Source organism: Rhizobium sp. 01L419 (assembly GCF_056400025.1).
On record NZ_JBFTSM010000036.1, the window covers coordinates 1 to 25,374 of the forward strand.

The window sequence follows — 25,374 nt, forward strand, 5'->3', positions numbered from 1 at the left end:
TGTCAGGCGAAGTGAGAAACTGACCCCCTAACGAAATGAAGAACTGCCCCCTCGTTTCAGAACGAGGAGAGATGGATGATGAGCTTGACTTCAGGGCATCCTGCATTGTCGCGGACAATGCAGGGCGAAGATATGCTTCAGGCAGATGAGGTGGTGGCAATGTTGCGGCTGCACGAGCTTGGCTGGGGTGCCAAGCGCTTATCGAAAGAGTTTGGCTGCGCTCGCAACACTGTCCGCCGATATCTACGGGAGGGCGGAGTAGCGCCATTCAAAAAACCGGTTCGCCGCACTGCTTTCGATGGCTTGGATGATTGGCTCCGCGAACGCTTCTTCCGGCACGACGGCAATGCCGATGTGATCCGGCAGGAGTTGGCCAGCGAGCATGGAATTATCATCGGGTTGCGCTCTGTAGAGCTTCGGGTCCGGGAATGGCGGCGCGAACTCAAAGCGCAGAAGCGGGCAACAGTCCGGTTTGAGACACCGCCAGGCCGTCAATTGCAGATCGACTTTGGGCAGACGCGTGTCTGGATTGGCGATGAACGAATCCGGGTAAACGTCTTTGTCGCCACGCTGAGCTATTCCCGACGCATCCATATACGTGCTTCACTGCGAGAAGGACAGACCGACTGGTTCGAGGGCATGGAAGGCGCGTTTCTTCGGTTCGGCGGCATTCCTGGTGAGGTTCTGCTGGATAATGCGAAGGCGCTTGTCGAGCATCACGACGCGGTTAGTCGGGAGGTTCGCTTCAATGCACGGCTATGGGCATTTGCGCGTTATTGGGGCTTCGTGCCACGCGCTTGCGCTCCATACCGAGCCCGGACAAAGGGAAAGGATGAGCGCGGGGTCGGCTACGTCAAGAAGAACGCCATCGCAGGTCGCCGGTTTGAGAGCTGGGCCTCCTTCGAGGCACATCTGGATCGTTGGATACGTGAGGTCGCCGATCAGCGCGACCACGGCACGACTGGCGAACCTCCAATTGAGCGCTTCGCTGGCGAGGTCGATGCCCTTCGGCCTCTGTCAGGCCGTGCACCATTTGGACAGCTGCGCGATCTCGTGCGCAAGGTGCAGGCAGACTGCGCCATCGATCTCGACACCAATAGTTACTCCGTACCCTGGCGTCTCATCGGTGAAAGCGTCCAGGTCGTTGTGCTGGCGGGTCGTGTCATCGTCCGCCACGCCGGCCATGTCGTAGCTGATCATGCTCTCTGCCAGGGACGGCGACAACGGATCATGGACCGGACCCACTTCGTCGGTGTTGCGGGTATCGAAGGGCTGGTTCGTTCCGCTCCAGTTGAGACGACGCCAGCAGCCCTGCTGCGACCGCTTGCAGAATACGAGGCTGTGGTTGGAGGTGGCTGGTGATGACAACCGTAGACAACGATCTACTCATCGCGACGCTCGATCGCCTGAAGCTGACGGCAATCCGCGATCAACTCGACAGCCTGCTGGATGAGGCCGCTCGCTCGAAAATGACGCTGCGCGAGGCACTGGCGTTCCTGGTATCGCGCGAGATTGCACGGCGCGACGAGCGGCGCATCTCCATGTCAAGCAAACTGGCGCAGTTCCCGTTCGTGCGTGAACTCGACGGCTTCGACTTCGAGGCACAGCCATCGGTGGATCGCGGACAGATTAGAGAGTTGGCGACCTGCCGCTGGATCGCTCACGGCGATACGGTCCTATTCTTGGGGCCACCCGGAACCGGAAAAACTCATCTTGCCGTCAGTCTCGGCCGCGAAGCGATCCGCCAAAATTACAATGTCCAGTTCGTGACCGCAGCCACGCTTGTCGCCATGTTGGCAAAGGCCCACAGCGACGGAACCCTAGACAAGCAATTGACGATCCTGTCACGACCGAAACTGCTCATCATCGATGAGCTCGGATATCTGCCTTTCGAAGCGAACGCGGCTCACCTGTTCTTCCAACTGGTCTCTCGCCGCTACGAGAAAGGATCGATCCTGATTACCTCAAATCGATCCGTCGGAGAGTGGGGGAGCGTCTTCGGAGACCCTGTTGTCGCCACCGCGATATTGGACCGCCTTTTGCACCATTCGACAGTGATCACCATTCGAGGTGATAGCTACAGGCTTCGCGAAAAGCGCCGTTCCGGCCTTCTGCAGAAGGCCGGAACGGCGCTCGAGACAAACGAAACAGCAAATCAATGAAGGGGGACAGTTCTTCGTTTCGCCTACGGGGTCAAATCTTCACTTCGCTTGACACATCCTCCACATGCCGCAGGAAGACATCAGCGATGAGCACATGATCCGGCTCGCTGGCCGTTGGCGCCTGAAACTGTTCCAGACGGCCACGGTGCCGCGCTTGCGCACCAGAGGCATACGGCGTCACTGCGCAAGAGGAGGGCAGCCGATATTCTGATCGTCTTCGTCAAGCGTAAATCTGATCGGATTTGCTGCCGCAATTCAATGCTGCGCTCCCGCTCGACCGTTTGTCAAAACCCGCCTGGCCGCCTATATCAGCGGTTCAGAAACAGGAAGTGGACGTGATAATGTTCCAGGCGGCATCGATCAAGGTGGATAATAAGGCCGAATTCTATCGCGAGCTCGCCCAGCAGCTGCAGGGACTGCTCGAAGGCGAGCCGGATATGATCGCAAACGCCGCCAACACCTCGGCACTGATGTTCCAGACGATGGCCGATCTCAACTGGGCGGGCTTCTATCTTCTGAAGGGCGAGGAACTGGTGCTTGGCCCGTTCCAGGGCAAGCCCGCCTGCGTGCGCATTCCTGTCGGCCGCGGCGTGTGCGGCACGGCGGTCAAGGAGCGCGCCTCGATCCTCGTGGCAGATGTTCATGCGTTTCCCGGCCATATCGCCTGCGACGCCGCATCCCGATCCGAACTCGTCGTTCCCGTCCGCAACGGTGATAAGATTATCGGCGTCATTGATCTCGACAGCCCGATTCCCGCCCGTTTCGATGCCGACGATCAGGCTGGCATCGAACGCCTGGCGGAAATCTTTGCTGCGGCAACCCGCTTCTGAGCGGACTGGTGTGGCGACGATCAGCCGCCGCGTCTCTCGCCGAGTTTGATCCTGTATTCACCTTCGGGGAAATCGTGCTAGGTCACTGATCGAGCGGCGCTCGCGTTCAGGCTAGGCTGGTTGTTGGGAGAGAACCATGAAGAAGCTGATCAACGATCCTTCCTCCGTCGTACGGGAAATGCTGGAAGGGGCCGTTGCACTCAGCCCGGCAGCCATATTGCTGGCCGACGAAAACGTCGTGATCCGGTCAGATCTTCCCGAACCTGCCAAGCGCAAGGTCGCCGTTCTCTCAGGTGGCGGCAGCGGCCACGAACCTGCCCATGCCGGCTATGTCGGCAGCGGCATGCTGACGGCGGCGGTCGCTGGCGACGTCTTCACGTCGCCGAGCACCGATGCCGTTCTTGCTGGCATCAGGGCCGCAAGCGGCCAGGCCGGCGCATTGCTGATCGTCAAGAATTATACGGGCGACCGCCTGAATTTCGGCCTCGCGGCGGAACTAGCGCGCGCGGAAGGCATCCCCGTCGAGATCGTCGTTGTCGCCGATGACGTTGCGCTGCGGGAAACCGTTCCTGCCGACCGTCGCCGCGGCATCGCCGGCACGGTTCTGGTCCACAAGCTCGCAGGCGCCGCCGCCGAGCAGGGCCTGCCGCTGGAGGACGTGGCCCGCATCGCCCGCTCGGCTTCCGAGCAACTCTCCTCCATGGGCATCTCGCTTGGATCTTGCACCCTGCCGGCCGTCGGCAAGCCGGGTTTCTCCCTGGGTGAACAGGAGATCGAAGTCGGCCTCGGCATTCATGGCGAGCAGGGTGTTCGGCGGATGCCGATCGCGCCGGTCGGCCAGCTTGTGTCGATCGTGCTGGAAACGATCGAGGCAGACGGAAAGCTCAAGAAGGGCGATCGCGTCGCCCTGCTCATCAATGGTCTCGGCGCGACCCCGCCGATGGAACTGTCGATCGTAGCCCGCTCTGCACTCGCAGCGCTTGAGAGCAAAGGTGTGGCGGTCGAACGAGCCTGGGCAGGCACGCTCCTGTCCGCCCTGGACATGCCGGGCTTCTCGCTCTCCATCCTGCATGTCGATATCAGGTTCCTCGAACTGATCGATGCGCCGACAAAGGCAGATGCCTGGCCAAGGGGTGGAGTGGTCAATCGCAACCGGGAGCTCCCTTCATCACGGGCGGCTGAAAACCCAGCCGAAACCCGCGCGATCACTGCCTCCGGCAGGCAGCTCCAGAAGGCGGCGCACAACATCGCGAACGCCCTGATCGCCGCAGAAGCGCATCTGACCGAACTCGACAGCATCACCGGCGATGGCGATCTCGGCGCCAGCATGACGCGCGGTGCCGAAGCCGTTCTAGCACTTCCCGACACTGCCTTTGCGGATGTCGCAGGCGGCCTGATGGCGATGGGCGATGCCGTCAGACGCGCAATTGCCGGCAGCTCCGGACCATTCTACGCCACAGCCCTGATGCGCGCGTCACGCCAGCTCGCAGGCATTGAGGCCCCGACATCAGTCGAGATGGCCGAAGCCTTCTCCGCCGCCGTTCAGGCCGTCTCCGACCTCGGCGGAGCAAAGCCCGGCGACAGGACCATGATCGACGCCTTGCGCCCGGCAGCGGATGCCTTCATCGCGAACCTTGGAAAGGGACAGGCAACCCAAGAAGCCTGGCAGGAGGCGATTGCCGCCGGAATTGCCGGCGCGGAAGCGACGAAGGCGATGTGGCCAAGGCTGGGCCGTGCAAGCTACCTCGGCGACCGGGCTATCGGTCATCCGGACGGTGGTGCAGTGGCAGTGACCRTGTGGCTTAAGGCAATAGGGGCGAATGAGGCTTAGTCTCAGTTCTGGCAGCCGGTGGGTTTAACACCCGGCTGCGAATTTCTGCAGGCTGCATGAATGACGAAATCTTGATTGCTCGCGCGGTTTCCGGAGCTTCGGACCAGCCTATTTCCCTAGCGATGACACGAGCCTGTAATGGGGTTCCGATGTCGTCGTTATCGGTATGGGGGTAAATAAAATGTCCCAATTTCGAAAACTGTTGGCAGCCGGGGCAGCTGTCGTCGTCATAGTCATGGCATCGTCCTGCACGACGAGCTCGGATAGTTCGATCCAGACCGGCTCGGTCGGGTATGGGCGAAGCGCTGACTTTGGGCTCCGACCGGCGTGCCTGGGCGGATTTGGCAACGATAGACCTTGCAGTTATTGACAAACTGCCGGTCCGTCAGACGAAGCTCCGAAGTTGACTGAACGCTGGATCGCTAGCACAGCGGACCGGGAAACGACGGCTTTCGCCGTTGAAGTCATTGAAAGCGATCCAATATTGTCAGATGAACAGAGGTGATGCGAAAGGACGCAGTTTCCTGTGATGGCGGAGCTTCGCATATCGTTGCCGATGACATAGAGTACAAAAAATCGATAATTGCTTGATTCACACCACGCCGACCTCGGTCCCGAGGCGGCCCATTTTCATAACCAATGGGAGCTGCATGATGGAATATCGTCGTTTGGGAAAATCGGGTCTGAAAGTGAGCGAGTTCTCCTTCGGATCGTGGGTCACGTTCGGCAAGCAGGTCAATGGCGGCGATGCCGTCGATCTCATGAAGCTCGCCTACGATAATGGGATAAACTTCTTCGACAATGCGGAGGGATATGAGAGCGGGAAGTCCGAAATCGTCATGGGCGAGGCGCTGAAGGCGCTTGCCTGGAGCCGCGACAGCTATGTCGTCTCCAGCAAGGTCTTCTGGGGAGGCCAGAAGCCAACGCAGCGCGGCCTGTCGCGCAAGCATGTGACGGACGCCTGCCACGCAGCGCTGAAAAGGCTGCAGGTGGACTATCTCGACCTCTACTTCTGCCACCGCCCGGATATCGACACGCCGATCGAGGAAACGGTCCGCGCGATGCACGATCTCGTCGCACAGGGCAAGGTGCTTTACTGGGGCACATCGGAATGGTCCGCGCAGCAATTGACGGAAGCCTACGCCGTCGCACGCGACCTGCGCATCACGCCGCCGACCATGGAGCAGCCGCAATACAACATCTTCGAACGTCAGAAGGTCGAAGCCGACTATCTTCCGCTCTACGACCTGATCGGCCTCGGCACCACCATCTGGTCACCGCTTGCCTCCGGCGTCCTGACCGGCAAATATAATGACGGCGTACCGGCCGACAGCCGCATGAACCTGCCAGGCTACGAATGGCTGAAGGAAAAGTGGTCGACCGATGCCGGCCGCGCCCAGCTTGCACAGGTTCGCGAGCTGGCAAAGCTCTCAGACGAGATCGGCCTGTCGATCACTCATCTCGCCCTTCTCTGGTGCCTCGCCAACAAGCACGTCTCGACCGTCATCCTTGGCGCATCGCGTGCAAGCCAGTTGCAGGACAATCTCGCGGCTCTGTCGCATAAGGATAAGGTGACATCAGACGTGCTGGAGCGCATCGACAGCATCGTCGGCAACAAGCCGGAAGCGCCGCGCCGCTTCTAGGCAAGGCCAAAGCTAGATCGAGCACCTCTGCTCTTATCTTTATTCCAATAGGAAAATGGCCGGACCTTTATGGTTCGGCCATTTCATTTTCACTGCCCCTTCATTGACCGCGTCGGAACGGGTGGCAGCCAAGTTGATCGCCTCGAACCGGTCTTTCATACGCGTGCTGGTGGGTTGATGACTTCACTGTAGCCAAGGCCCTGTCTTGACCTTGTTGGCTGGACGCCTGCGATCCTACCTTTGCGACACCATGCGAAAAAGGGCAGAATCGGACGGAAAATGTATCTGTCACAGGCTGATGGTCACCTTGGTTCCCGTCGGACTACCTTCGAGAGCTACGCTCCCGTGGTGACGAGTCACGATCTGCTTCACGATACTCAATCCGAGACCGGCACCTGTGCTGCGAGGCGTGACCCTGTAGAACGGTTCGAACACGAGGTCACGATGCGCTGATGGAATTCCCGGGCCTTCGTCCGAGACCGAGATTCCTCCGTTTTCGAACACGTGCACCGATATCGTGCCGCTATTTCCGCCATGGTCGATCGCATTGCGCACAAGGTTGCCTATGGCGCGTGACATCGCCGACCGGCTGGCCAGCCGATAAAGCTCGTCCACGTCACTGTCGAACGAGATTTCATATCCATTTCTTATGGCGAGCGGCGCTTGGTCGGCGACGACGTTTCTGGCGACTTCCACCAGATCGACATTTTCATGTGGCTCGAGAGACTGCTCACTCCGTTCGAAGTCGAGCAATTGTTCCGCCGTCTCCCTTAGACGACCGATGTCATCCATCATGGTGTCGCGCGTGCTTCCTTCCAGTGTCGTATCGATACGCGTCTGCATGACCGCGATTGGCGTGCGGAGCTCGTGTGCGGCATCGATGAGAAAACGTTCTCTGGCTGCGAACTGCTGCTCGAGCCGCTCCAGAACAGAATTGAATGCGTGGATAAGCGGAACGACTTCGCTCGGAACTCGATCCACTGGCAGCCGGGATCCTGGCTGGCGCGGGTCGATCTCCGGCGCTTTCCGAACGACCTCGCTCAATCCTGAGAGCGAACGCTTGACCAGTCGCGGCACGGCGAGGAAGAGGGCGGGCAGGGTAACTGCAAGCAGGGGCACGTAGATCTTATATGTGCCGCCAAGCATCGTGAGGAATATCGACTCGTTTCCGTTGCGGCCGCCATAAAGCACCCGGATCTCGGTCGTATTGATCTCGATGTCGTCGACTGAAGCCGGTACAGGGGCGGTTGCTCCCGTGCCACGAATGTCGGCGTCCTTGATAAGCGGCACGAACTTGGCGAGCTGTATGTAGGCAGGTGGAATATTTCCATATGCCACTGCCGTTCCGTCCGGGGCTGCGGCGTAAAAAAAGAGATTTGGGGTATCATTCTTCAACGCTCGGAGCCGTTCGCTGTCTTCGATGCGAAGCCCTCGTCCAGGTTCGTAGCTCAGGGATCCTTCCAGGGCGCTCAGGAGCCGGCGCTCCATGCTGACGTTCGGAGAAAGGATCATCGCCCCGTAGATGCACAGCCCGACGATCACCGATGCCGTAGTGCCGACGAATAGTAGGCTGAGCTGCCAGTTAAGTCTCCACCACAGCGACGTATTCGGAAATCGCATCAATGTTCCTTCAGCAGGTATCCGACCCCGCGGATGTTGTGGATGGACACGCCGGCGTCCGCGTCAGTTAGGCGTTTTCTCAATCGCGACACGTGAGCGTCCAGCGCGTTGGATTGGATCGTCTCTTCGTAATTGTAGATTTCGGTTTCCAGCGCCGATCTGAGGACGGTCCTACCTTTTCGCTTCGCAAGGGTAACGAGCACCATCAACTCTCGACGAGGCAGGTCGAGTTGCAGGTCGCCGACCGTGACGTCCATCCGGATCGGATCCACGATCATCCGTCCTGCGACTATGGACGGCTCTGCCAAGGCTGACGGGCGTCGCATGACAGCGCGCAGTCGAGCGAAAAGCTCCTCCATCAGAAATGGCTTGCCCAGATAGTCGTCGGCGCCGAGGTCCAAGCCCGCGACCCTTTCCGCCGGTTCGTTTCTGGCAGTCAGGACGATGACCGGGGTCACGACGCCGGAGCTTCGTAGCCAAGGGATGAATGTGATGCCGTCGCCGTCTGGCAGGCGTCTGTCAAGCAGGATCGCATCGTAGGTTTGTTGTCGAGCCAGCTCGATTGCATCCCCAAGAAGAGCGGTGTGGTCCACCGCGATGCCCTTCTTGCTAAGCGAAGCCGCAACCGCTTCCGCCAGCCTTGTCTCGTCTTCGACCAACAGGATCTTCATGTCTCGCCCACCTTTTCGATCCTATGTTCACGACGACCATTGCGACAGGATTACGGCGTGAGCGTTTCGAACGAGGTAAGTCATGGGTCGCTACGAGTTGGATAAAGGAGATCGCATGATCGTGCGCCTTTCGCCACAGGAGCAATAGTCATTACTCGTTCCCGAGATGGTCTGAGCCTGGCAAATCCCATGAGATACCAATCGCCTCCGAACGAAAAACTCCAGGCACTTGCGCGCCTGGAGTTGTTTTCTGATTGGTCTGCTCTGACCTGAATGTAGCGCGCCATTGGGTTCTTCATTCACTGACGCTAATAAGCTCATAGAATCAGTGAAGGACTTTTCCCTTTCGCGCCGTTGGAAATTTCATTGCGCCACAAACATATTTCATTGATCAATCGGCGTCGTTGGGCCCCAAGTTTCCAGATTACTTCTCCGAGCAAGACTTCATGCTTGCAAGCCGGGGCGGCACCATTCCCTCGATACAACTTCGAGGGCATCGCCTACGGTTGTTGCCGAACGCGTGCGGTCAGTCGCCCATAGTCAAGACCCCTAAAGGCTCATTAGTCTTCCTATAGCTCCCAGGATTTGCACCAAGTCTCCTTCGTTTAGTGTCGCTTAAGTTGAATTGTGTAAGAGCGGTTTGATCAACTTGACGATTACGAAAAATTTCGTATATATGGGTGCAGTTAATGAGTTTTAGAACTGTGAAGCCGCTCGTGTTGCGGTCGTTGAAAGATGGGACTTATCGTCACGAAACCAGGCGAAACCTGGCAGCAAAGAATCTATTTCTGGCAGGCAGAATTTCAGCGGATGAGGTTTATGACCTGATAGACAGGTGCAACGGCAGTCATCACGAAAGTTCAGCCTTGCATGGGGAGCCAACCGTTAAAGTCCATATTCTGAAACGTGATGGCTGGTATATCAAATTTTTCTATAAGGAACCGACCACGTTCTTTATCAGTGTCCATAGGGCAGGAGAAGTAGCATGAAGATGTTCGTGTACGGGGACAAAGGCGAGGCATACTGTGAGTCCTGCTCGCGTTTCATGCCAACGACCCTGAAATATAGGGACGTGCCCTTTGACGACGGCCGCGGAGTTGCGAAGCAAATTCTGGTGGACGTCTGCGATCATTGCGACGATGTGCTTGCTGTTCCGCCTCAGTCGGTGCCGTCAATCCGTGCGGCAAGGGATAGTGCCCCAAAGTCTCTTGAGGTCAACTTGCCCGCTCCGATGGTTGAGGTGCTGGATCTCGCTGCATTTACTCTGAATCCGGCCACGACCCAGTCTTTCCGGAAGCCGCTGCTGACTTACTACATACTTCAGATCGCTGCAGACCCGGTCTATCGCCACAGGCTGCAGCAAAAATCTACCGAGTATGCTTCGGTGCGAAAGCAGTGGCGAGATATTCCCACAAGGCGCCTTTCCATGAAGCTTTCGGCGCAATTCTATGACAATGTCGAAAGAGTTGAGCGCGACTTCTCGCTGGGACGAACGGAGTTAGTTGGCTCTGTGTCCTTGATGATCAAGGAAGACATTGTCGATCCTGAAAAGCCCAACGTCGTCCCGCAGTTGCGCGAGTTTGCGCAGCTCATGGTGGCGTAGCTGGATCACCTTCCCGAACCGTCTGGTTCACTTCGGGGGCGTGTTTGCGCTTATGAGTTTTGAGGTTTCGCCACACCATCGGAATAGCTAGGCGAGCTCGATGGAAGCAATCACCGTCACGCCCGAGGTTGAGTAGAGCGCGGGCGTCTCGTGTGCCGTACGCGAGCGCTCAGTCGCCTACCGATGAAGTAAAGCCGCCTCAGCCTCCGCCCGGAAATAAAAACCCTCTCTCAATTCTGCAAACGCGGGCACGCGCTCAACCCCCGCTTTCTGTAGAACCCGCCGTACTGCCCCGTGGTACTGCTCCGTCCATTTGCTGCAGCGCGCTAGGCTGACGTACTGATTCTCGAAAGCGTCCAACGTCTCCAAGGTGGCAACACGCGTGGGCATATGATTTCTTGGGTGCCGAACGATCTCCACCTTAATGGCACCCATGCGAATAAGCGCGCCTACAGAGTTCGTGGTTGCGTTGAGGCGCTCGGCCATCTCCGGAACTGTAAAGACCCCGACGGTGTGGTTATGGATATCTGGCTCAGCCACAGCGAGCGCTTCCAAAACCTCTTCGGGGTCGACCATCAGCGCCATGATCCCAGTTGTCGATCTGTCGATGCCAACGCGCCTGAGGTTCCCGTCGCGGATTAGCCTCAGGATCGTTCCGAAGGTGAGTGACAGGGTCCGACTTGTTTTGAAGACGGAGCGCAAGCCATCAATGTCGTCGGTATTCTCTCTCGCCAGCAAGCCATCTCTGAACTCTACGATTGCCGCCCGCGAGAATCTTGCAGACAGTTCAACATCCTCATCTTTGGGAAACTTGGGCTGGATGAGCCCGTCGGCGACCAAATTGTTGAATGCGGTAGTCGTAATTCCCATGATCTTAAAGGCTTCTGTCGCCCTCACGAGATCGCTGATCATCGAAACCAGATCGTCAACTTCCGCGGCTGGGACTGCGGGGATGTCCGTGCCGGGGATAGTCTGGGTCCGTCCTGTTACCTGCAGGATCTTCTTGAGAAGCCTATCCTGGATTCCGTATTTCGTCGCTATGGCGTTGTAGCTGAAGAATTTTGCATCGCCGAGTTCATTGAAAAGCATTGTGCCAGCCGTCAGCGGCAGGCTGCCGAATGCATACGACCTCGCGGCCTCCTTTACCGGCTCGTACGCAGGGTCATCCTTTCTGTTCGCAAGGACTTGGTGGAACTTTCCAAACAACTCGTTGCCGCCATAATCCGCGCGGACGATCTTGAGCTCGCTGAAGAGATCGAAAAGGAACCTATGGAAGCCGGGTAGGCCTTCCTCGAACATCTCGAAGCCCTTGGCGCCAGCAGCCCACCGATCGCGATCCGATTTGTCAGTAACGGTCACTGCTTTGCCGTGCAGCGCGACCAATCCGGCAAGCTCGCAGATGTCACCGGCAACATACAGGGGCAGGGGATCCAGAAAGTCGTTCCCGGGCTTGAGTCCCTTCAGTCGCTCCACAGCATAGATTTCGAATGCACTGAGTTGCCGGGGCTCGGTCTGTCTGCTGGCCAACGCCACCTCGCGGCGCATATGGCTCAAGGACCAAACGAGATCGTGAATGAAATCGGGCTGTCCGTGCGTTCCCGCCGAGACAAGAGATGTCTCATGCTTGGGGCAGGTCCGGACGAAGCGTGAGTACCACGCCTTCCGGATGTACCGCCGAGTTTTTGGACGCAAGTCCGCCCTACTGTCGTCTTCGGCGAAGCACATCGGACAGAACTTCAGCACGCCGCGCATGTGGAACATGTGTGGCGTCGGATACCCAGCGACCCAGACGGTCTTCTCACCGCTTCGTTTGACTGCAGCAGCATCCAGGAGATCGCTATCGTATCCGCTCAGCACTGAGAGCCGTTGGATCGCGTTGTTTTCACCGGCGACGATCTCTCGGAACGAGAAGCCGAAGTCCTGGCAGATTTCGTGAGCCGTCCGGGCGTTGGCGGCAGCGAACCGTGAGCAGAAGCTAGTCAGGCTTTCATCGTCGGATAGTGGAACTCGAAACAACCGCATCAGATTTGCCCCATCGGTTTCTTACTCGGCGCGCGTCATGGCTGGACCGAGGGTGCCGTCAGCGTTCACGGGTCTGATGATTCCGCGCCAGTCATCGGCATGAAACACGTTGTTCCCGAGGTCGCCGTAGCACTTTGCGAGCCTGGCGTAGGAAGCGATCCAGTCCTCCGTGATCACCTCGGCACGATCCTGTTCGAGGGCATGTTCGATGGCGTGGTGCAAAAGTTCAGCGATCAGGCCGAGACGCTCGCAGGCGCCGTGGATCAATCTCTCGACGAGCTCATGGGGCTGGTCCTCGGACAGCGTAAGTCCAGCACGGTTCTCGATGAACTCGTAGATCATCCACTCGATGTAGTCGGGCGTTTCCTTGTAGGAGATGTGGAAATCGTCGGTACGCCGTTTCATCTGATCGTTCACGTCGAGACCGTAGAGATCAGTGAGTTTGGGTAGGCCGACCAAGACAATGTGAACACGCCAGCTATTGTCCTGGAGCATGTTTTTCAGTGCATTGGATACAAACTCGGCACCCTTGTTGTGAGGCGATTCGAGAATGTGCTGCGCTTCATCGATTACAACGAGGCGCACCCCGTAGTTCCTTAGGCTGCGGCGAAGCTTTCCGACGATGGAGCCCCAGGTTCCGCTGACGCTCTCGTAGCCGAGCTTGTCTAGCATCTCCTTGGCAAGGTCGGTCATTGAACAGGAGGAGGGCGCGTCCAGATAGAGGATCGGCCTCATCTCCTCGCCGTATTCGTCCTCGTAGTTGACCAAGGTGGTCAGTGATTTCAGCGCTTTCTTTACTGTCGTCGATTTTCCGGCGCCGGAATCTCCTGTAATCAGCAGCGCGTGGCCGGGCTCGGGTTCGTCCTCGATGCCGCGTTCGATGCGCTGCAGCCGGACGAGGACCTCATCGTCGTTCGCGGTCCGAATGTAGGTGCGTTTAACCGTCTGCATGATGTCGAAGATGCGCTGCTGCTTTGGGTTCAGCTTTGCCCTCTCAAGACGAGCGGGATCGCCATGATAATTTGTGGTATGGTCCATGAGGGCCTCTACTTTTCGTCAGATTTCCAATCGGGATTGAACAAGGGCGCCCGCTTTCCCGTCTTCTTTTCCGGAGTGGGTTCCGGAGCACGAGCCTCATCGCGATCTAGGTCGGTACCGCTGGCGGGCTTTGGCTGCCGTGGCTTTCCGGGGAGCGAGGGAGATAGGATTCCGGCCTCGCGGCGCGCCTTGTCGAAGCGGTCCGGGTCAAGTGGCCCGGTCGCGGTCGGCCCGAGGATGCTCGACGCCGACCTTGGCGCCGCGACAGATGGCGGCAATTCCTCGGACGTCTCCTCCAGTTCCGCCGGAACGTAGTCGCCCCAGTCCTGCCCCGCCTTCGGCTGGAACAAGTCGGACTTGAACTCGCGATTGAACTTGAGCAGGTCGGTTTGGGTGATGAGATGGGAGGCGACGTTGTTCTTCTCCTCCGCAACTTCGGCATCATGTTCGGTCGCCTTGAGTGCCCTGCGCACGATTGCCAGGTTCTTCTGTCCCTCGTGAGAGAAACGCTTGTTCATCCACTCCTGGGCGACACGCCAGTGGGTGACGGAAACATTGTCAAACCCTGGGATTGGCGTCTTCAAATCGAAGTAGCCGTCCCTGGTGGCGGTCGAAATACGGATCGTGCCGAGATCCCAGCGATTGACGCGGATGTCGACCTTCTGATGCTTATAGTTGTTGTAGATTTTTTGAAGCCGCTTATCGAAATAGGGGATGCCCAGAAATTTCACGCCGTTGCGCCCGATGTGCTGGTCGTAGACGTTCACGTCGAAAATCCGTTCGTGGTTCTTGTCGAGCGGCCGCACCTGATACTTAGCGGTCATCGTCGTCCAGGCATCCAAAGGCGTCATGTTGTTGATGCCTTCGTGCGGAGTATTGTGATACGCGTCCACGATCAGTCGGACGAGGCATCTCGCGAATTCCTCAAAATTCATGGAGGCGTGGGCTTCTGAATCGTAGGCGCCGCGTGCGATAGGATTTCCGAAGGTTCTGCCTGTAAACAGTTCCATGTACCGCTGGTTCTGCGTTCGGAAGTAGCGCTCGATCGTTCCGCGATACCGGGCGTTTCTTACCGGAGGGATAAGGTGAGCGTTGCAAAGGCTTACGACTGCTTTCTGGAAGTTTTTTTGGTTGAAAGCTGCGCCCGAGTCGGTCGCGATCATGTCGGGCTGGCCACTCATTGGCCACGAACATTCGCTTCCCGCGAAGAGCGCGATCTCGCCCTTGGGGCTGACCGCCATCGCCAGTGTCTCGATGCCCGAGCGGCCGCCCGGATCACTGTCCAGAATTCGTAACGCGAGAATCGATTTCGTTCCGACATCGATTGCGATCGACGCCCAGAAGCGCATGGCTTTAATTTTCTTCTTTGTCTGCTCGTCAATGAGTCCGTCGAGGCGCGTTCCTTTCAGGAGTTTCATCACATCGAGCTTGGTTTCATCAATCTCGATGCGCTCCAACGGCTTGAATCTCCGCTGCCCGGCTCCGGTCATCTGGAACTCGTCCTTGGCAACGTCGGCGCCCTTGTGGGCTAGGGCAATGTGGACGTCCGACAAACGATCAGCGGCCCAGCGTTGGAAGGTTCGCTTCTTTGGCCTTTGCTCTTCCGGGAGCGCCGAAATTCTGGGGTCCTCGAGAAATTTGCTGAAGTACCTCGCAGCCCGCGGTCGTTTTGCGTTAGGAATCATATCGATGTATTCGTCGGCGACTTCTCGGACGGGGTCGAATGGAGAGGGTTGGCCTGATTTTCCCCTATGCAATAGGATCAACGACTGAGGATTCTGGCCGTTGAAAAGGAACTTCTCGACGTGATTCAGGAACTGGCGCGGCGTAACGCGTGTCAGTGGATCCCAATCGTACTTTACAGTGCCGCCCCGCTGCTTCCCTTGCAGTTCGTCCCACGCGTCGTAGAATTTTTGGGCTCCGAGTTCAGTTTTGGACCACTTGCCTTCTTCCCACCCCTCGAGGAATTTGGTGACCATCATGAAGCGACTGGCCGCGTAGGCAGGCAGGTTGCTGATATCGATCGACTGAGCGTTGCGGACCGCGTCATCCTCTGCGAACCACATACGATCGACATTGAGGTGCCGTTTCTCGATGAGCTTGGCTACCTCCAATGAGGACGGCTTGTATGGTTTCAGCCGCTGATCGACGTCGGTGAAGATGTAGCCGAGACCATCGGGTCTCGGCTTTACGCGGTAATGGACACCACGGATCTGGACGCGATCCGCTTCATCGAACCGGAAGGTCGTAAAGTGCACCGCTTCCTTGCTCATGCGTCGTACTCCACTGCTTTCACCCACGACAGTTCGGTCAGGGTGCTGTTCTCGTCAGGTGCGAGGTGTTCGATCCAGCCAGCGTCAATGAGATTCCACATCGCATTCCAAGCTGCGCCTTCGTCTCCGAACTTATCCTGGAGCTGGAAGACCTTGATGGGCTTTCCGATCTCCCGCACGAGTTCGTAGAGGCGTTCGCAGTTGGCGGTGTTCTTGAACTTTCGCGAGCGGAGAATTTCACGCGCCCGGTAAACAAGAGCTTCCGTGATGTGCTCGTTGGTCAACATTTCGCACCTGTCCGCGTGCAATCGCAGAGTTTGGTTACGAATGTTTTTCAACGCCTTGTCGAGTTCTCCGTTCTTGTCGCGCCCCGTGGGGCGGCACGCGTAGAGGACTACCTCGCCAGTCGCGAACTCCACCCGCAGGTCGAAGAAGTGCACCTGATCGCCGTTCTCGTCGACGTAGAAGACACGGTGCTGTGTCCTCACATCTACGACATCGTGCCGCGTCCAGAAGTACATCGCACACTCGAATTCGAAGAGGCTTTCGAAGTAGAGGTACGTGTTGCGACCGGGGTAGGCAGCGACGAGGCGGCAAGACGTCGTAGACTTCATGGAGATGCTGCGATGGGCTTCCGTCGGCAGCATCTCCCACGTGACCTCAAAGCCCGCCAACTCCTCAGGCGAAAGCTTGTATGTCACCGCTCCTTTCCGACGTCGTGACAACGCCTCCTGTGTAGGTTTCATCGACGACTGCGAAGCTCGTCAGGACATCCGACACCTTGAAGGGGTCGAATCCCTGACGGAGGGCGTGATAGGTCTCAATGCCGATACGAGCGTTCATCGCCTTCCTCCCTTAGTGCTTGGTCACGCTATTGAAGACGAAGACGCCGTGCTCTGTGATCCAAACATCGCCGGCATCGATGAGCTGCGCAGCGCTTTCGTCTTCCGAAGCGACGGGCTTGGGAAGCGGCAGCATCATGGCAAGCGGCATCTCGTCGAACTCGGGTTCGACCATACGCAGGCTTCCCACAACGGCGTCGAAGCACGGCGCATCATCCGTGTCGAAGGCCAACTCGCGGCACTCCGCAACGAATTCGTCGAACGACGTGTAGGGCAAAAGGTCCTCTCCATTATGGTGGCGGACGATGTTGGCCGCGTCGATATCATCGAGGTGGCGCACGTACGCCTTCTCGAGGAAGAAAGCGGAGAGCGGAACGTTGGAGTTGTCGAAGCGCATTGCAGGCATCCTTTCCGGACAGAGTTCAGCACGGCGCGCGGGATGCGCGACCGTAAATCGGCTAGAGAGGAAGGGTCAGTTGGTGGTGTTGGGAGAGCCATCGGCGGCGACGGCCGGAGGGGAAGCCGGACGGAGCATCGAAATGGTCACGTCGTCATGACGCCTGCTTGAGTAATAAAGAGAGAGGTGCTTCGAAGAAGTCATTGGTGCCCCATGGTCGCGTTGGTGATACGAGTGGGGACGGCCGAGCCTTGGGCTTCGGCCAAAGTCATGGCGATGCCCTAGTTCGAAGAGTGGCGGCCGCCCCGCCTAGCTATCGATATGACTGTGACTTTCACGACTTCAGTTCCTATGGCGTATGTCCACAGCGGAGACACGCGGACGAGCTGTATAGATCGACAACGGCCGTTTTGACGATCGGATTTTTGCGCTGTCGTGCAAGAATCTTGTTTTGTCGTAAACAGATCCTTTCAGCATGCGATCGTCACCGATTGTCGGCAGTAGCGGATGAGATGGTTCCGCCGCAGAGCGATCGAGCTGCGGAAGGGTAACGGGACCCATCGGCTCCACGTACCACCGCTCAGCCATCGGATGATAGACACCCGGTAGCCGAAAGTACGCGTGGATCTTTTGGAAGTCCTGCACATTCGCAGTGACGATCGGCATCCGATACGTGATGGCGACCGCGGCGATCATTAAATCGTGTCCCATGCGATTGCTCTTCTGCTGGCGCTGGACTGTCCACATGCTGCGCAGCGAGGGTACCGAAGTCATATGTGCGTATACTTCTGCGACCTGGGCGCTCATCTTAGGGGATGGAAAGTGGATTCCAAGAATCCGCTTGACCCAGGCGACAATCATTTCAGCTCGCTCCGGATCCGCTTGTCGCAGGAGGTGCGCGCCGCGCATTAGTTCCGTGATGGTGGGGTAGCTGATTGCAAGACGACCGATGCCTACCTTGAGCAGCCACGGACGCAGTCCGGGCGGTGCGCTTGGCCGACCGAAAAGACTCACAATATCTGTATCCAGTAGAAACACATTATCCGCCATGAAAGCCCCTCAGCCATTATGAGACAACAGTGCTGCGCAAGCGGTTGGTGCCCCAACCTCTGTTAATGTGATGATATCGGTATTGCTCCCCGCCGACATGCGGGCTCACTTGTCAGAGCGGCGACGCTCGGCGCGCTGCTGCTCAATTTATTACTAACAACTTGACTGGACCGTAGCCGGCACCTTGTGTGCAAACAAGATCGTGTGCTTACGATTCTACAGTGGCTGTAGCTATGGTTTTGAGAAATCAAGCATTTTTTTTTGTTTTCCACGCGCGATTGTTATCACCAGAGGACGAAAATGCTCGGATTGCACGTGACGATTTTCGATTGGAGCGTAGTCGATAATCAGACTTCGGCGAGCGCTCTGATCACAGACGGAGTGCCGTCGGCCCGCTTGTCATGAATCGAGATGCGGGCCAGTTCTGCCTCCAGTTTCTTCAGTCGCTCGATCTTTCCTCGCACGGTGGCGAGCTGCTCGGACACGATGCGGCTGGCATCGGTGTCGGGCAGGTCGGCGCGCTCGCTGAGATCTATGAGGTCACGGATGGCCTCGATCGTTAATCCGAGATCCCGCGCATGACGAATGAACGTAAGCCTGTCTTTCTCGACTTCGGAATAGCGACGCTGGTTCCCTTGCGATCTTTGGGCGTGCGTCAAGAGACCGGTTTGCTCGTAATACCGGATCGTCGAGATGTTCGTGCTCGTGGCCTTAGACAGTTCACCGATTGTCAACATTGGTGCTGGAGCCTTCCCCAACGGGATATTTCGCAGGACTGGAATTTCAAGGATTTCAGAGATCAAAGCAAGGGGGTTTCGCCTGCGGTTCTTGGGGTCTCATAGGATTCGATTTCTTGCGGCAGCCGCTTGGGGCTTTCTTTCAGGCAGCAATCGCGCGTGCCTCGGGATGCCGGGTCCATTCAGGAATGCCCGGTGATCACCGCCGGGATTCCGTAACGTGAAGGCGGCTATACTGTTTGCTCCGCCCCATTCCACCATGGCACCTGAAAGATGTCGATTGGCGTCGCTCCACAGTCGGTGCAGTGCCAGAGGTTTCCGGCCATGGTGCGGCCGTCATGCACTCCGTCACAATGCAGGCAATGCCATTCGGCCGACAATTCCTCGCGCAGTGGATGCAAGGCCCGGCCATTCTTGTCTGGCATCGTGGCTCGGCGCGGYCAGTCGCGTGAGACCTCGGAGTGCATACGCCTTGCTCGGATCCTCAGCAACAGAGTGGCACGTTCAATAAAGAGGGGATCGAGCTGTTCAATTGTCTTGGTCCGTCCTTTCAGGCGTCGCGCTCTAGGTATTGCTGAGGGCGGCTGATCAAGGCTGATTTCCCAGCCCTGTGTGCCGATGCAAACGCTGAAATCGTCACCGAGCAAATAGAATGGAATGCCGTCGAGCTCACCGTGGATTTCGTCAGCGTCCATGGGCGTAACACCGTCCGGAAGCCAGCGGGTGAAGACAAGACCGTTTCCGAGACCTGCCAGATCGGGACCGTCACCAGTTCCGACCGACGGGCAAGGTTCCGCATAGTCGGAGAGCAGATTGGTCAGGCTTTCGATCTGAGCGGCGGTCGGACGCCAACCCTGCTTATGGGTTTCGGTAAGGCCCCGCCAGGTGGGCTTGCCCAATTCCCGAGCGATGATTTCCAGCGCAGTGCTGTGCTGAAGCCGTTGCGCCCGAGCAAGTTGTTTAGCGATTTGCTTGATAGTCGTGAGAATGTCTGTGGCCATGATGATCCATTCCTTGTTGTAACGAATCCAACCGGGTGCCCACAGCCGACCGGACCCGTCCGAAGGAACGGTGTCAGTCATAGTCATCGATAGCGCACTGCATAAGCTTCGCGTGATGGGCACTCCGGCCTGTGCGTCAAGGCCGAGCCCAAAGTGCCTTCACTGCGTGATTCAGTCAATCGATTTCGCAATAGCCTGTGGACGAAGCAATGCCCCGCTGGGCGGCTGCGTAGAAATACGGATCCCCTCCCGGATGGCAAGATCAGACTTGACGGCACCGATTTCGTTCCCTAAATGTTCCGGTTATGAGCAATATCCTCGCACCCACGATACGAATAGGTTGAACGGCTTTCGGGACCGATCCCGACGCCCACCAGATTCAATCTCGTTGGAGTGCAGGTCATGAAGACTGAAGCAGCTCATTCCGCAGGCAATGAGGCTTGCGATTACATTGAATATCGTCCGTACTTTCCTTTCCTCACGCTAAAATGCGTTGGGCAAGCTCTCTATCGCTCGCGAAGTGCTAGAGATTATGCATGCCTCCTGGATCTCGATTCCGACGTCGTGTCATGGCAGTGCGCGACCTTCTTGCTTGGCGACAACAACAGCGACCGTAAGTTCACCATCGATTTCCTCGTCGAGAAGACCGACGGCCGCGTGATCGTCGAGATCTGGGAGCGGCCGCCTGAAGATCTTTGGTGGGTGAAGGAAACTTCACGACAAGCTGGCTACCGCTACGAAGCGGTTTACATGCCGGAGATCCGGAAGCAGCCGCGGCTACAGAATGCCAAGGACCTCATTCGCTACGCGGGCTACGATGCACCGCTCGGTGATCGAATCCGACTTCAGGCAGCGCTCGGCGAATTCGGTTCGCTTACATTGGCGGAATGCCTTGCCGCAGTTCGTGACGGCCGTCCCATGCAAACCATGGCCGCGCTGATCCTGAAGGGTCACGTGGAAGTCGATCTCGATACCGAGTTGCTTGGACCGGACACCGTCGTCCGTCTGGTAGCCCGATAGGAGCGCGCGATGAGATCGTTCAATTTCACTGAGCGCGCATCTACGATCGAAGTTCACACCTATGCGCAATCCGTCAGGACGGCGCTCCGCCGCTGCAAGGTATTCATTCAAGGGAACCGAATTGTCGCACTGCGGCTGCCGCCCGACGCCGCTCTGGAAGCCTACAAGGATGCTGTAGAGCTGGTTTTGAAATGCGCCAGCCTCAACAATTATGTGATCACGACGATCACTACTTTCGACAAGGGCGATATCGATACCATCGACGCGGTTTATCAAGTTCGATTCAAAGCTGCCGTGGTGGTTTTGGTTCAGCATGGCGCGGAACTCCCTGGGGGACTTGTCGTGGCACTGGACCAGATCGTTGACGTGGTACCGATGCATGCCCGGCATCTCGTGGCCGCCGCTAAGTCCGCCGCAGCAATGGATCTTCCTCTTGAGACGGCCCGAAAGCTGGCCACCTATCCCGCAAGACTTGTGTTTTTGGCCCTCCGTCCCGGTAGACCAGCTGACGACGTGCTTCGAAGGCTACAGGCACACGAGGAGCCGCCGCCGAAGCAGCCCGTAAAGGCTGCGGCGTGGGAGCCGCGTGTCGAAGAGCTTGAGGGGTACGGAGCTGCGAGGGACTGGGCTATCGAACTCGTCGCCGATCTCAAGGATTATCGCGAGAAGCGGATTCCATGGGCGGATGTTGCTTCTGGCATCCTGCTGGCTGGACCGACGGGAACCGGAAAGACACTGTTTGCGCAGGCACTCGCCCGGTCGTGCGAGGCCAAGTTCATTGCGACATCGACGGGGGCCTGGCAAGCGAAAGGTCACCTAGGAGACATGCTCAAGGCAATGCGGCGGAGCTTCAACGAAGCCGTGCAGTCCGGCCCCACGGTGTTGCTGATCGATGAAATTGACGCAATTGGAGATCGAAGACAGTTCCGCGGACACAATGCCGACTACAATGTCCAGGTCGTCAACGCGTTGCTTGAGCTGCTGGATGGATCGGCCGGACGGGAAGGTGTCGTCGTGGTTGCAACGACGAACCATCCACAGAATATTGATCCAGCGCTGAAGCGTCCCGGTCGGCTCGACAGGGAGGTCACCATCGAGCTCCCCGACAGATCCGCACGGGGGAAAATGCTCGAACTACATCTTGGGTCGAGTCTGCCCGCCCAGGACCTTCACGAAGCTGCTGTCGCGACAAGTGGCTATTCAGGCGCCGATCTCGCTCAAGCCGCTAAGGACGCCAGAAGGGCGGCGCGGCGCAAGGGCAGGGACGTTGAGATCGGTGACCTGATGTCCCTCTTGCCTCCAATCACGACTATCGCCGGAGACGAACGATGGGAAGCGTGTGTCCACGAGGCGGGGCATGCGGTCGTAGGCCTTGAACTCGGGGTCGGGGAGTTGGATATGGTCGTGGTCGCCAAGGAGGTGGGGCATCGCGACATCCAGGTCGGTCACGTCCAGTGGCGACGCACGCAGAGGCGCAGCCGCGCCCGCCAAGTCTATCTGAACGAAATCGCGATGATGTTGGGTGGAATGGCTGCAGAGGAAGTCTTGTTGGGCGACATCCAGGACGGCTCGGGCGGCGTGCCAGGATCTGATCTCCAGCGCGCTTGCGATATGGCAACGAGGATGCTCGGTTCGCTCGGGCTGGGTGCGCTCCAGTTTTACGATCTACCATCGTCCAGTGCGTTGGAAAAGATTCGGCGTGCAGATTCGGCTCTGCGAAGACGAGTCGAGCGTCTTTTGGCGGTTGAACTCGAGCGCGCATCGCAAATCGTCAAGGCGCGGCGGGAGGATGTCGAACGCGTTGCCATGGCTGTTGCGGAACGAGGCGTTGTTACAGGAAAGGAAGTGGAGGTCCTCGTCGCTCCGAAGCCTTTCTCGCCATGATCGCAGTGAGATCACTATAGAGCATTAAAGGAGGTTCAATCCTCCCTCAAGATCGATAACTGGTGCGAACGGTCGATTTGGGCGCTCAGCGAGTGCTTCCAGTGCCCGGATAGCGAACCTGTGGCCCATTGGCCGAGTATACGCCGTGTGGAGGTCCTCCGCGCACTGCTTGGCGCCCTGAAGGTCGCACGCTCGGGTCATCGTCTGGCGGGCCGTCTTGATGTGGGCGAGCAGCGCCCGATGATGCTTGTCGATCATGGCAATGCCTACCAGTGGAGCGAGGTAGTCGTCGATGCGTCGCCGGGCGCGGGCGAGTTCCTCGGCCTTGGCGGCCGTAATCTGTGTTGCTGTCATCATTACGGGAGCTCCCATTGCTTCGGCGATCAAGGACATATCCGGGCGTCCGTTAAAGCCCGTGATACCAATCCCGTAAAATCCGATCGACCTTGAAGTTCCGTTCGCAGCGGTTAGGCTGACCTTAACGTCCGAATTCGGAGGCAAGAATGGGAAGTTCGTGACCCTGCAATCCTGCTCGACAAGCCCTTCGCAATCGATTTGAATGCTGCTGACAGAAGCATACCGAGCCACCATCAGAGCGTTGGCCCAACTTTGTTTCGCTCCGAGAACGCGCGAGATTTCGCCTGGCTGCTCGAACTCGATCCCGAGGTCGTTCAATGCAGTTCGGCGCCGCCGCTGCCCTCAGACGGCAATATGAATACCAGCTCGACTTCGTCGTTATCACCGATGCCGGATCCTTCCTGATTGATGTCGGACGCGAAGAGCCACAACCGCCGCCGTGGATAAGAGCCGGCGGCGACCATTGACCGCTGTGGATGGCGTCTGGCATGACGGTTGACCAAAGGGAGGATCCCGATGAAAGACATGCGCAACCTCGATCACATTTGGGAACGTCTCAGTGCGATGGCCGACGGATCCGCAGGGTCGGCCGCGGTGCAGCTTGCGACGATAGGTGACACTGGCTTTCCGGGCTTGCGAACGGTCATTCTCCGCGACGCGAACTTCGATCAGGCAACGGTCTCCTTCGTCACGGACAACCGGTCGACGAAGGTTAAGGAGATCCGCCGTGACCCTCGTGTCTCCGCGATTGCCTACGACCTCGAGAGCCGCGTTCAGATCAAGCTCGTTGATACCGCAGCGATTGTGGAAGACGAAGATACCCGGCGTGCGATGTGGCAGCGATTGAGACCGCATACCCGCAAACAGTTCGAGAGCGACCTCCCTCCTGGAATTTCACTAGATTCCGACGATGGTACCTCGATGGGTTGGGAGGACGATGGCAAAGCCCCCAAGGACCCGTACGAGCGCTTCGCCGTCGTCGCGATCACGATAACCAGTGCCGAATGGCTAGACGTCTCTGGTGAAGACCACATGAGGTATGCCTTCTATCGGGATCGGCGGCCCAAGTGGCATGGCCTTAGGGTTTCACCTTGATTTTGCGTCTCGGGCTCGGTAGGCAATTGATCCAGGAAATCACGACAACCGGGTCAGCGGAGAAATCAGCTGGACGGCCGTGAGAGCGAGCTATGGACTCCGGGACAGGCGTGAAAGATCGCTCCTCCCGGAGTTTCGCTTCACGCCGTAACGCGGCCGTCGTATTGATCTTCTCCAGAAATTGAAACGCAGGAAGACCGGAAACCTCGTCGGTAACCGGCGTGAGCATTCCAGACAGTGATCTTATGCGAGGCTTCATTTGTCCGTCCCCACGATGGCCTCGACGTAGAGCGTGAAGAACACCAAGCCATCAGAGACGGAGCGTGCCGCGCCGCGTTTCGGTATAAGCGTATTCGATTTGCCCCATCGCGACAGGCAGGTGTATGTGGCGTTTCAGCCCTCGAGGAAACGGCTCGTCACATCTGCAGTCAATTTCCACAGACTTCGACGCAGCTCCTCACTGTCCCCTGGCGCGATGGGAGTGAGCCTTTTTGCGTTTTTGACGGAGACGTAGTGCCCAGTATTCGCGCCGAACTCCGGATCGGTTGCGAGGCGCACGATGATGCCGGCACCTCTCGCCGGATTTCCGATCCCCAGCCAGTTCAGAGCTTTCGCGAGGGGGCCTGAAAACCCAAGTTCACGGCCGAGGCTCGTAACATTGAACCCCGGATCCAGGCAGTTTACGGCCACCCCGGTGCTTTCAAGCTGTCGTGCCAGCTCCATCGAGAACATGATGCCCAGAAGCTTGGTGCGGCCATAGACCCTGGAGGATCCGCGAGCGGTAAAGAGGGCGGTATCCAAAAGGTCTTTATTGATGTCGAGACTGCCACTCTGACGGGACGCCTCCGACGCAACGGTGACGATACGGGCAGGAGCCGACTGTACCAACGTGTCGCGCAGTGTCATTGTCAGAAGCCACGGCGCGAAATAGTTCACGGCAATCATCTCCGCAAAACCGTCTTTGGTAATGCGTTGTTCGAAGGCATGCAGACCAGCGTTGTTGACCAGCACATCGATATGCGGATGCCGGGCGGCGATTGCTCTGCCGACCGCGACCACCGCTCGAAGATCGGAGAAGTCCGCGTAAAACACGTCGATGGCCGCGCCCGGTGCGGCAGCTTCAATCAGCGCGCTCGTGGTTGCCGCCTTCGACTGGCTTCTTGCCGTCAGGATGAGATGGGCTCCCTGGCGCGCCAGCTCTATCGCTGCGAGCTGGCCGATACCGTCGGTGGCACCTGTTATGAGAACTTTCGGACGCTGAGGCATTTGCAAGACCGTATTTGGTTGACATATATCAG

Annotated in this window: 24 protein-coding genes; 10 read left to right on the forward strand and 14 right to left on the reverse strand. The window is 58.0% G+C overall.

What is annotated here, in order from left to right; genetic code table 11:
* The first annotated feature begins 75 nt into the window (after window positions 1–75).
* The 6 genes from istA (at window position 76) to AC1DUP_RS35790 (ending at window position 6,466) form a co-directional block, all read left to right on the forward strand.
* A complete protein-coding gene (gene istA / locus AC1DUP_RS35765; protein ID WP_477837185.1) occupies window positions 76–1,362 on the forward strand; it encodes an IS21 family transposase in 1,287 nt (428 codons plus the stop codon).
* Window positions 1,362–2,162 carry an IS21-like element ISSme2 family helper ATPase IstB gene (gene istB / locus AC1DUP_RS35770; protein WP_113356041.1) on the forward strand — a complete coding sequence of 267 codons (801 nt, stop codon included), beginning with the start codon at window positions 1,362–1,364 and terminating at the stop codon, window positions 2,160–2,162. Before istA ends, istB begins: the two co-directional genes overlap by 1 nt.
* Before the next feature lie 341 nt (window positions 2,163–2,503).
* Complete coding sequence (locus tag AC1DUP_RS35775; protein WP_113309255.1) at window positions 2,504–2,992, forward strand: GAF domain-containing protein; 489 nt, start codon at window positions 2,504–2,506, stop codon at window positions 2,990–2,992.
* A gap of 136 nt (window positions 2,993–3,128) precedes the next feature.
* Window positions 3,129–4,823, forward strand: a complete 1,695-nt coding sequence (locus tag AC1DUP_RS35780; protein WP_477837187.1) for a dihydroxyacetone kinase family protein — start codon at window positions 3,129–3,131, stop codon at window positions 4,821–4,823.
* Between the two features lie 181 nt (window positions 4,824–5,004).
* Window positions 5,005–5,193 (forward strand): hypothetical protein, encoded by a 189-nt coding sequence (locus AC1DUP_RS35785; protein WP_113309276.1) that lies wholly within the window; start codon window positions 5,005–5,007, stop codon window positions 5,191–5,193.
* Window positions 5,194–5,476: 283 nt separating this feature from the next.
* Complete coding sequence (locus AC1DUP_RS35790; protein WP_477837189.1) at window positions 5,477–6,466, forward strand: potassium channel beta subunit family protein; 990 nt, start codon at window positions 5,477–5,479, stop codon at window positions 6,464–6,466.
* 288 nt (window positions 6,467–6,754) lie between these two features.
* On the opposite strand, the gene AC1DUP_RS35795 is transcribed toward AC1DUP_RS35790, so the two are convergent.
* Together AC1DUP_RS35795 and AC1DUP_RS35800 are read right to left on the reverse strand one after the other, a co-directional pair.
* Window positions 6,755–8,086 (reverse strand): sensor histidine kinase, encoded by a 1,332-nt coding sequence (locus tag AC1DUP_RS35795; protein WP_477837191.1) that lies wholly within the window; start codon window positions 8,084–8,086, stop codon window positions 6,755–6,757.
* A complete protein-coding gene (locus tag AC1DUP_RS35800) occupies window positions 8,086–8,757 on the reverse strand; it encodes a response regulator transcription factor (protein ID WP_477837193.1) in 672 nt (223 codons plus the stop codon). The genes AC1DUP_RS35795 and AC1DUP_RS35800 overlap by 1 nt, the downstream gene beginning before the upstream one ends.
* Window positions 8,758–9,742: 985 nt before the next feature.
* Between AC1DUP_RS35800 and AC1DUP_RS35805 the strand changes: the two genes are divergently transcribed.
* A complete protein-coding gene (locus tag AC1DUP_RS35805) occupies window positions 9,743–10,360 on the forward strand; it encodes a hypothetical protein (protein ID WP_477837195.1) in 618 nt (205 codons plus the stop codon).
* A 177-nt stretch (window positions 10,361–10,537) separates the two neighbouring features.
* Here the strand turns inward: AC1DUP_RS35805 and AC1DUP_RS35810 are convergent, their stop codons facing one another.
* From AC1DUP_RS35810 to AC1DUP_RS35850, 9 genes are all read right to left on the reverse strand, one after another.
* Window positions 10,538–12,382 (reverse strand): TniQ family protein, encoded by a 1,845-nt coding sequence (locus tag AC1DUP_RS35810; RefSeq protein WP_477837197.1) that lies wholly within the window; start codon window positions 12,380–12,382, stop codon window positions 10,538–10,540.
* A 21-nt stretch (window positions 12,383–12,403) separates the two neighbouring features.
* Window positions 12,404–13,420 (reverse strand): TniB family NTP-binding protein, encoded by a 1,017-nt coding sequence (locus AC1DUP_RS35815; RefSeq protein WP_477837199.1) that lies wholly within the window; start codon window positions 13,418–13,420, stop codon window positions 12,404–12,406.
* Window positions 13,421–13,428: 8 nt separating this feature from the next.
* Window positions 13,429–15,693: a hypothetical protein gene (locus AC1DUP_RS35820; protein ID WP_477837201.1), complete on the reverse strand. Its 2,265-nt coding sequence runs from the start codon at window positions 15,691–15,693 to the stop codon at window positions 13,429–13,431.
* Window positions 15,690–16,394: a hypothetical protein gene (locus tag AC1DUP_RS35825; protein WP_477837202.1), complete on the reverse strand. Its 705-nt coding sequence runs from the start codon at window positions 16,392–16,394 to the stop codon at window positions 15,690–15,692. The genes AC1DUP_RS35820 and AC1DUP_RS35825 overlap by 4 nt, the downstream gene beginning before the upstream one ends.
* Window positions 16,372–16,536, reverse strand: coding sequence for a hypothetical protein (locus tag AC1DUP_RS35830; RefSeq protein ID WP_477837204.1), 165 nt, complete (start codon window positions 16,534–16,536; stop codon window positions 16,372–16,374). The genes AC1DUP_RS35825 and AC1DUP_RS35830 overlap by 23 nt, the downstream gene beginning before the upstream one ends.
* 12 nt (window positions 16,537–16,548) lie before the next feature.
* Window positions 16,549–16,932, reverse strand: coding sequence for a hypothetical protein (locus AC1DUP_RS35835; RefSeq protein ID WP_477837205.1), 384 nt, complete (start codon window positions 16,930–16,932; stop codon window positions 16,549–16,551).
* Window positions 16,933–17,274: 342 nt separating this feature from the next.
* Window positions 17,275–17,982 carry a PIN domain-containing protein gene (locus tag AC1DUP_RS35840; RefSeq protein WP_477837207.1) on the reverse strand — a complete coding sequence of 236 codons (708 nt, stop codon included), beginning with the start codon at window positions 17,980–17,982 and terminating at the stop codon, window positions 17,275–17,277.
* Window positions 17,983–18,329: 347 nt separating this feature from the next.
* On the reverse strand, window positions 18,330–18,719 hold the full coding sequence (locus AC1DUP_RS35845) for a MerR family transcriptional regulator (protein WP_477837209.1): 390 nt from the start codon (window positions 18,717–18,719) through the stop codon (window positions 18,330–18,332).
* A 230-nt stretch (window positions 18,720–18,949) separates the two neighbouring features.
* Window positions 18,950–19,720 carry a hypothetical protein gene (locus AC1DUP_RS35850; protein ID WP_477837211.1) on the reverse strand — a complete coding sequence of 257 codons (771 nt, stop codon included), beginning with the start codon at window positions 19,718–19,720 and terminating at the stop codon, window positions 18,950–18,952.
* A 564-nt stretch (window positions 19,721–20,284) separates the two neighbouring features.
* Between AC1DUP_RS35850 and AC1DUP_RS35855 the strand changes: the two genes are divergently transcribed.
* Window positions 20,285–20,740 carry a hypothetical protein gene (locus tag AC1DUP_RS35855; protein WP_477837214.1) on the forward strand — a complete coding sequence of 152 codons (456 nt, stop codon included), beginning with the start codon at window positions 20,285–20,287 and terminating at the stop codon, window positions 20,738–20,740.
* Window positions 20,741–20,749: 9 nt separating this feature from the next.
* Window positions 20,750–22,624, forward strand: coding sequence for an AAA family ATPase (locus AC1DUP_RS35860; RefSeq protein WP_477837217.1), 1,875 nt, complete (start codon window positions 20,750–20,752; stop codon window positions 22,622–22,624).
* A gap of 24 nt (window positions 22,625–22,648) precedes the next feature.
* On the opposite strand, the gene AC1DUP_RS35865 is transcribed toward AC1DUP_RS35860, so the two are convergent.
* Window positions 22,649–22,981 carry a hypothetical protein gene (locus AC1DUP_RS35865; RefSeq protein ID WP_477837218.1) on the reverse strand — a complete coding sequence of 111 codons (333 nt, stop codon included), beginning with the start codon at window positions 22,979–22,981 and terminating at the stop codon, window positions 22,649–22,651.
* Window positions 22,982–23,295: 314 nt separating this feature from the next.
* Window positions 23,296–23,508 carry a hypothetical protein gene (locus AC1DUP_RS35870; RefSeq protein WP_477837219.1) on the reverse strand — a complete coding sequence of 71 codons (213 nt, stop codon included), beginning with the start codon at window positions 23,506–23,508 and terminating at the stop codon, window positions 23,296–23,298.
* Here AC1DUP_RS35870 and AC1DUP_RS35875 point away from each other — a divergent pair.
* Window positions 23,498–24,076 (forward strand): pyridoxamine 5'-phosphate oxidase family protein, encoded by a 579-nt coding sequence (locus tag AC1DUP_RS35875; RefSeq protein WP_477837220.1) that lies wholly within the window; start codon window positions 23,498–23,500, stop codon window positions 24,074–24,076. The two genes, AC1DUP_RS35870 and AC1DUP_RS35875, sit on opposite strands and share 11 nt — an antisense overlap.
* Before the next feature lie 393 nt (window positions 24,077–24,469).
* Here AC1DUP_RS35875 and AC1DUP_RS35880 read toward each other — a convergent pair whose 3' ends face one another.
* Window positions 24,470–25,342: an SDR family NAD(P)-dependent oxidoreductase gene (locus tag AC1DUP_RS35880; protein WP_477837221.1), complete on the reverse strand. Its 873-nt coding sequence runs from the start codon at window positions 25,340–25,342 to the stop codon at window positions 24,470–24,472.
* Window positions 25,343–25,374 lie beyond the last annotated feature (32 nt).

What these genes read in the sequence shown, in the direction of transcription:
- istA (WP_477837185.1), top strand. Translation starts at nt 76, where the DNA reads ATGATGAGCTTGACTTCAGGGCATCCTGCATTGTCGCGGACAATGCAG.
- istB (WP_113356041.1), top strand. Translation starts at nt 1,362, where the DNA reads ATGACAACCGTAGACAACGATCTACTCATCGCGACGCTCGATCGCCTG.
- AC1DUP_RS35775 (WP_113309255.1), top strand. Translation starts at nt 2,504, where the DNA reads ATGTTCCAGGCGGCATCGATCAAGGTGGATAATAAGGCCGAATTCTAT.
- AC1DUP_RS35785 (WP_113309276.1), top strand. Translation starts at nt 5,005, where the DNA reads ATGTCCCAATTTCGAAAACTGTTGGCAGCCGGGGCAGCTGTCGTCGTC.
- AC1DUP_RS35790 (WP_477837189.1), top strand. Translation starts at nt 5,477, where the DNA reads ATGGAATATCGTCGTTTGGGAAAATCGGGTCTGAAAGTGAGCGAGTTC.
- AC1DUP_RS35795 (WP_477837191.1), bottom strand. Translation starts at nt 8,086, where the DNA reads ATGCGATTTCCGAATACGTCGCTGTGGTGGAGACTTAACTGGCAGCTC.
- AC1DUP_RS35800 (WP_477837193.1), bottom strand. Translation starts at nt 8,757, where the DNA reads ATGAAGATCCTGTTGGTCGAAGACGAGACAAGGCTGGCGGAAGCGGTT.
- AC1DUP_RS35805 (WP_477837195.1), top strand. Translation starts at nt 9,743, where the DNA reads ATGAAGATGTTCGTGTACGGGGACAAAGGCGAGGCATACTGTGAGTCC.
- AC1DUP_RS35810 (WP_477837197.1), bottom strand. Translation starts at nt 12,382, where the DNA reads ATGCGGTTGTTTCGAGTTCCACTATCCGACGATGAAAGCCTGACTAGC.
- AC1DUP_RS35815 (WP_477837199.1), bottom strand. Translation starts at nt 13,420, where the DNA reads ATGGACCATACCACAAATTATCATGGCGATCCCGCTCGTCTTGAGAGG.
- AC1DUP_RS35820 (WP_477837201.1), bottom strand. Translation starts at nt 15,693, where the DNA reads ATGAGCAAGGAAGCGGTGCACTTTACGACCTTCCGGTTCGATGAAGCG.
- AC1DUP_RS35830 (WP_477837204.1), bottom strand. Translation starts at nt 16,536, where the DNA reads ATGAACGCTCGTATCGGCATTGAGACCTATCACGCCCTCCGTCAGGGA.
- AC1DUP_RS35835 (WP_477837205.1), bottom strand. Translation starts at nt 16,932, where the DNA reads ATGCGCTTCGACAACTCCAACGTTCCGCTCTCCGCTTTCTTCCTCGAG.
- AC1DUP_RS35840 (WP_477837207.1), bottom strand. Translation starts at nt 17,982, where the DNA reads ATGGCGGATAATGTGTTTCTACTGGATACAGATATTGTGAGTCTTTTC.
- AC1DUP_RS35845 (WP_477837209.1), bottom strand. Translation starts at nt 18,719, where the DNA reads ATGTTGACAATCGGTGAACTGTCTAAGGCCACGAGCACGAACATCTCG.
- AC1DUP_RS35860 (WP_477837217.1), top strand. Translation starts at nt 20,750, where the DNA reads ATGAGATCGTTCAATTTCACTGAGCGCGCATCTACGATCGAAGTTCAC.
- AC1DUP_RS35865 (WP_477837218.1), bottom strand. Translation starts at nt 22,981, where the DNA reads ATGATGACAGCAACACAGATTACGGCCGCCAAGGCCGAGGAACTCGCC.
- AC1DUP_RS35875 (WP_477837220.1), top strand. Translation starts at nt 23,498, where the DNA reads ATGAAAGACATGCGCAACCTCGATCACATTTGGGAACGTCTCAGTGCG.
- AC1DUP_RS35870 (WP_477837219.1), bottom strand. Translation starts at nt 23,508, where the DNA reads ATGTCTTTCATCGGGATCCTCCCTTTGGTCAACCGTCATGCCAGACGC.
- AC1DUP_RS35880 (WP_477837221.1), bottom strand. Translation starts at nt 25,342, where the DNA reads ATGCCTCAGCGTCCGAAAGTTCTCATAACAGGTGCCACCGACGGTATC.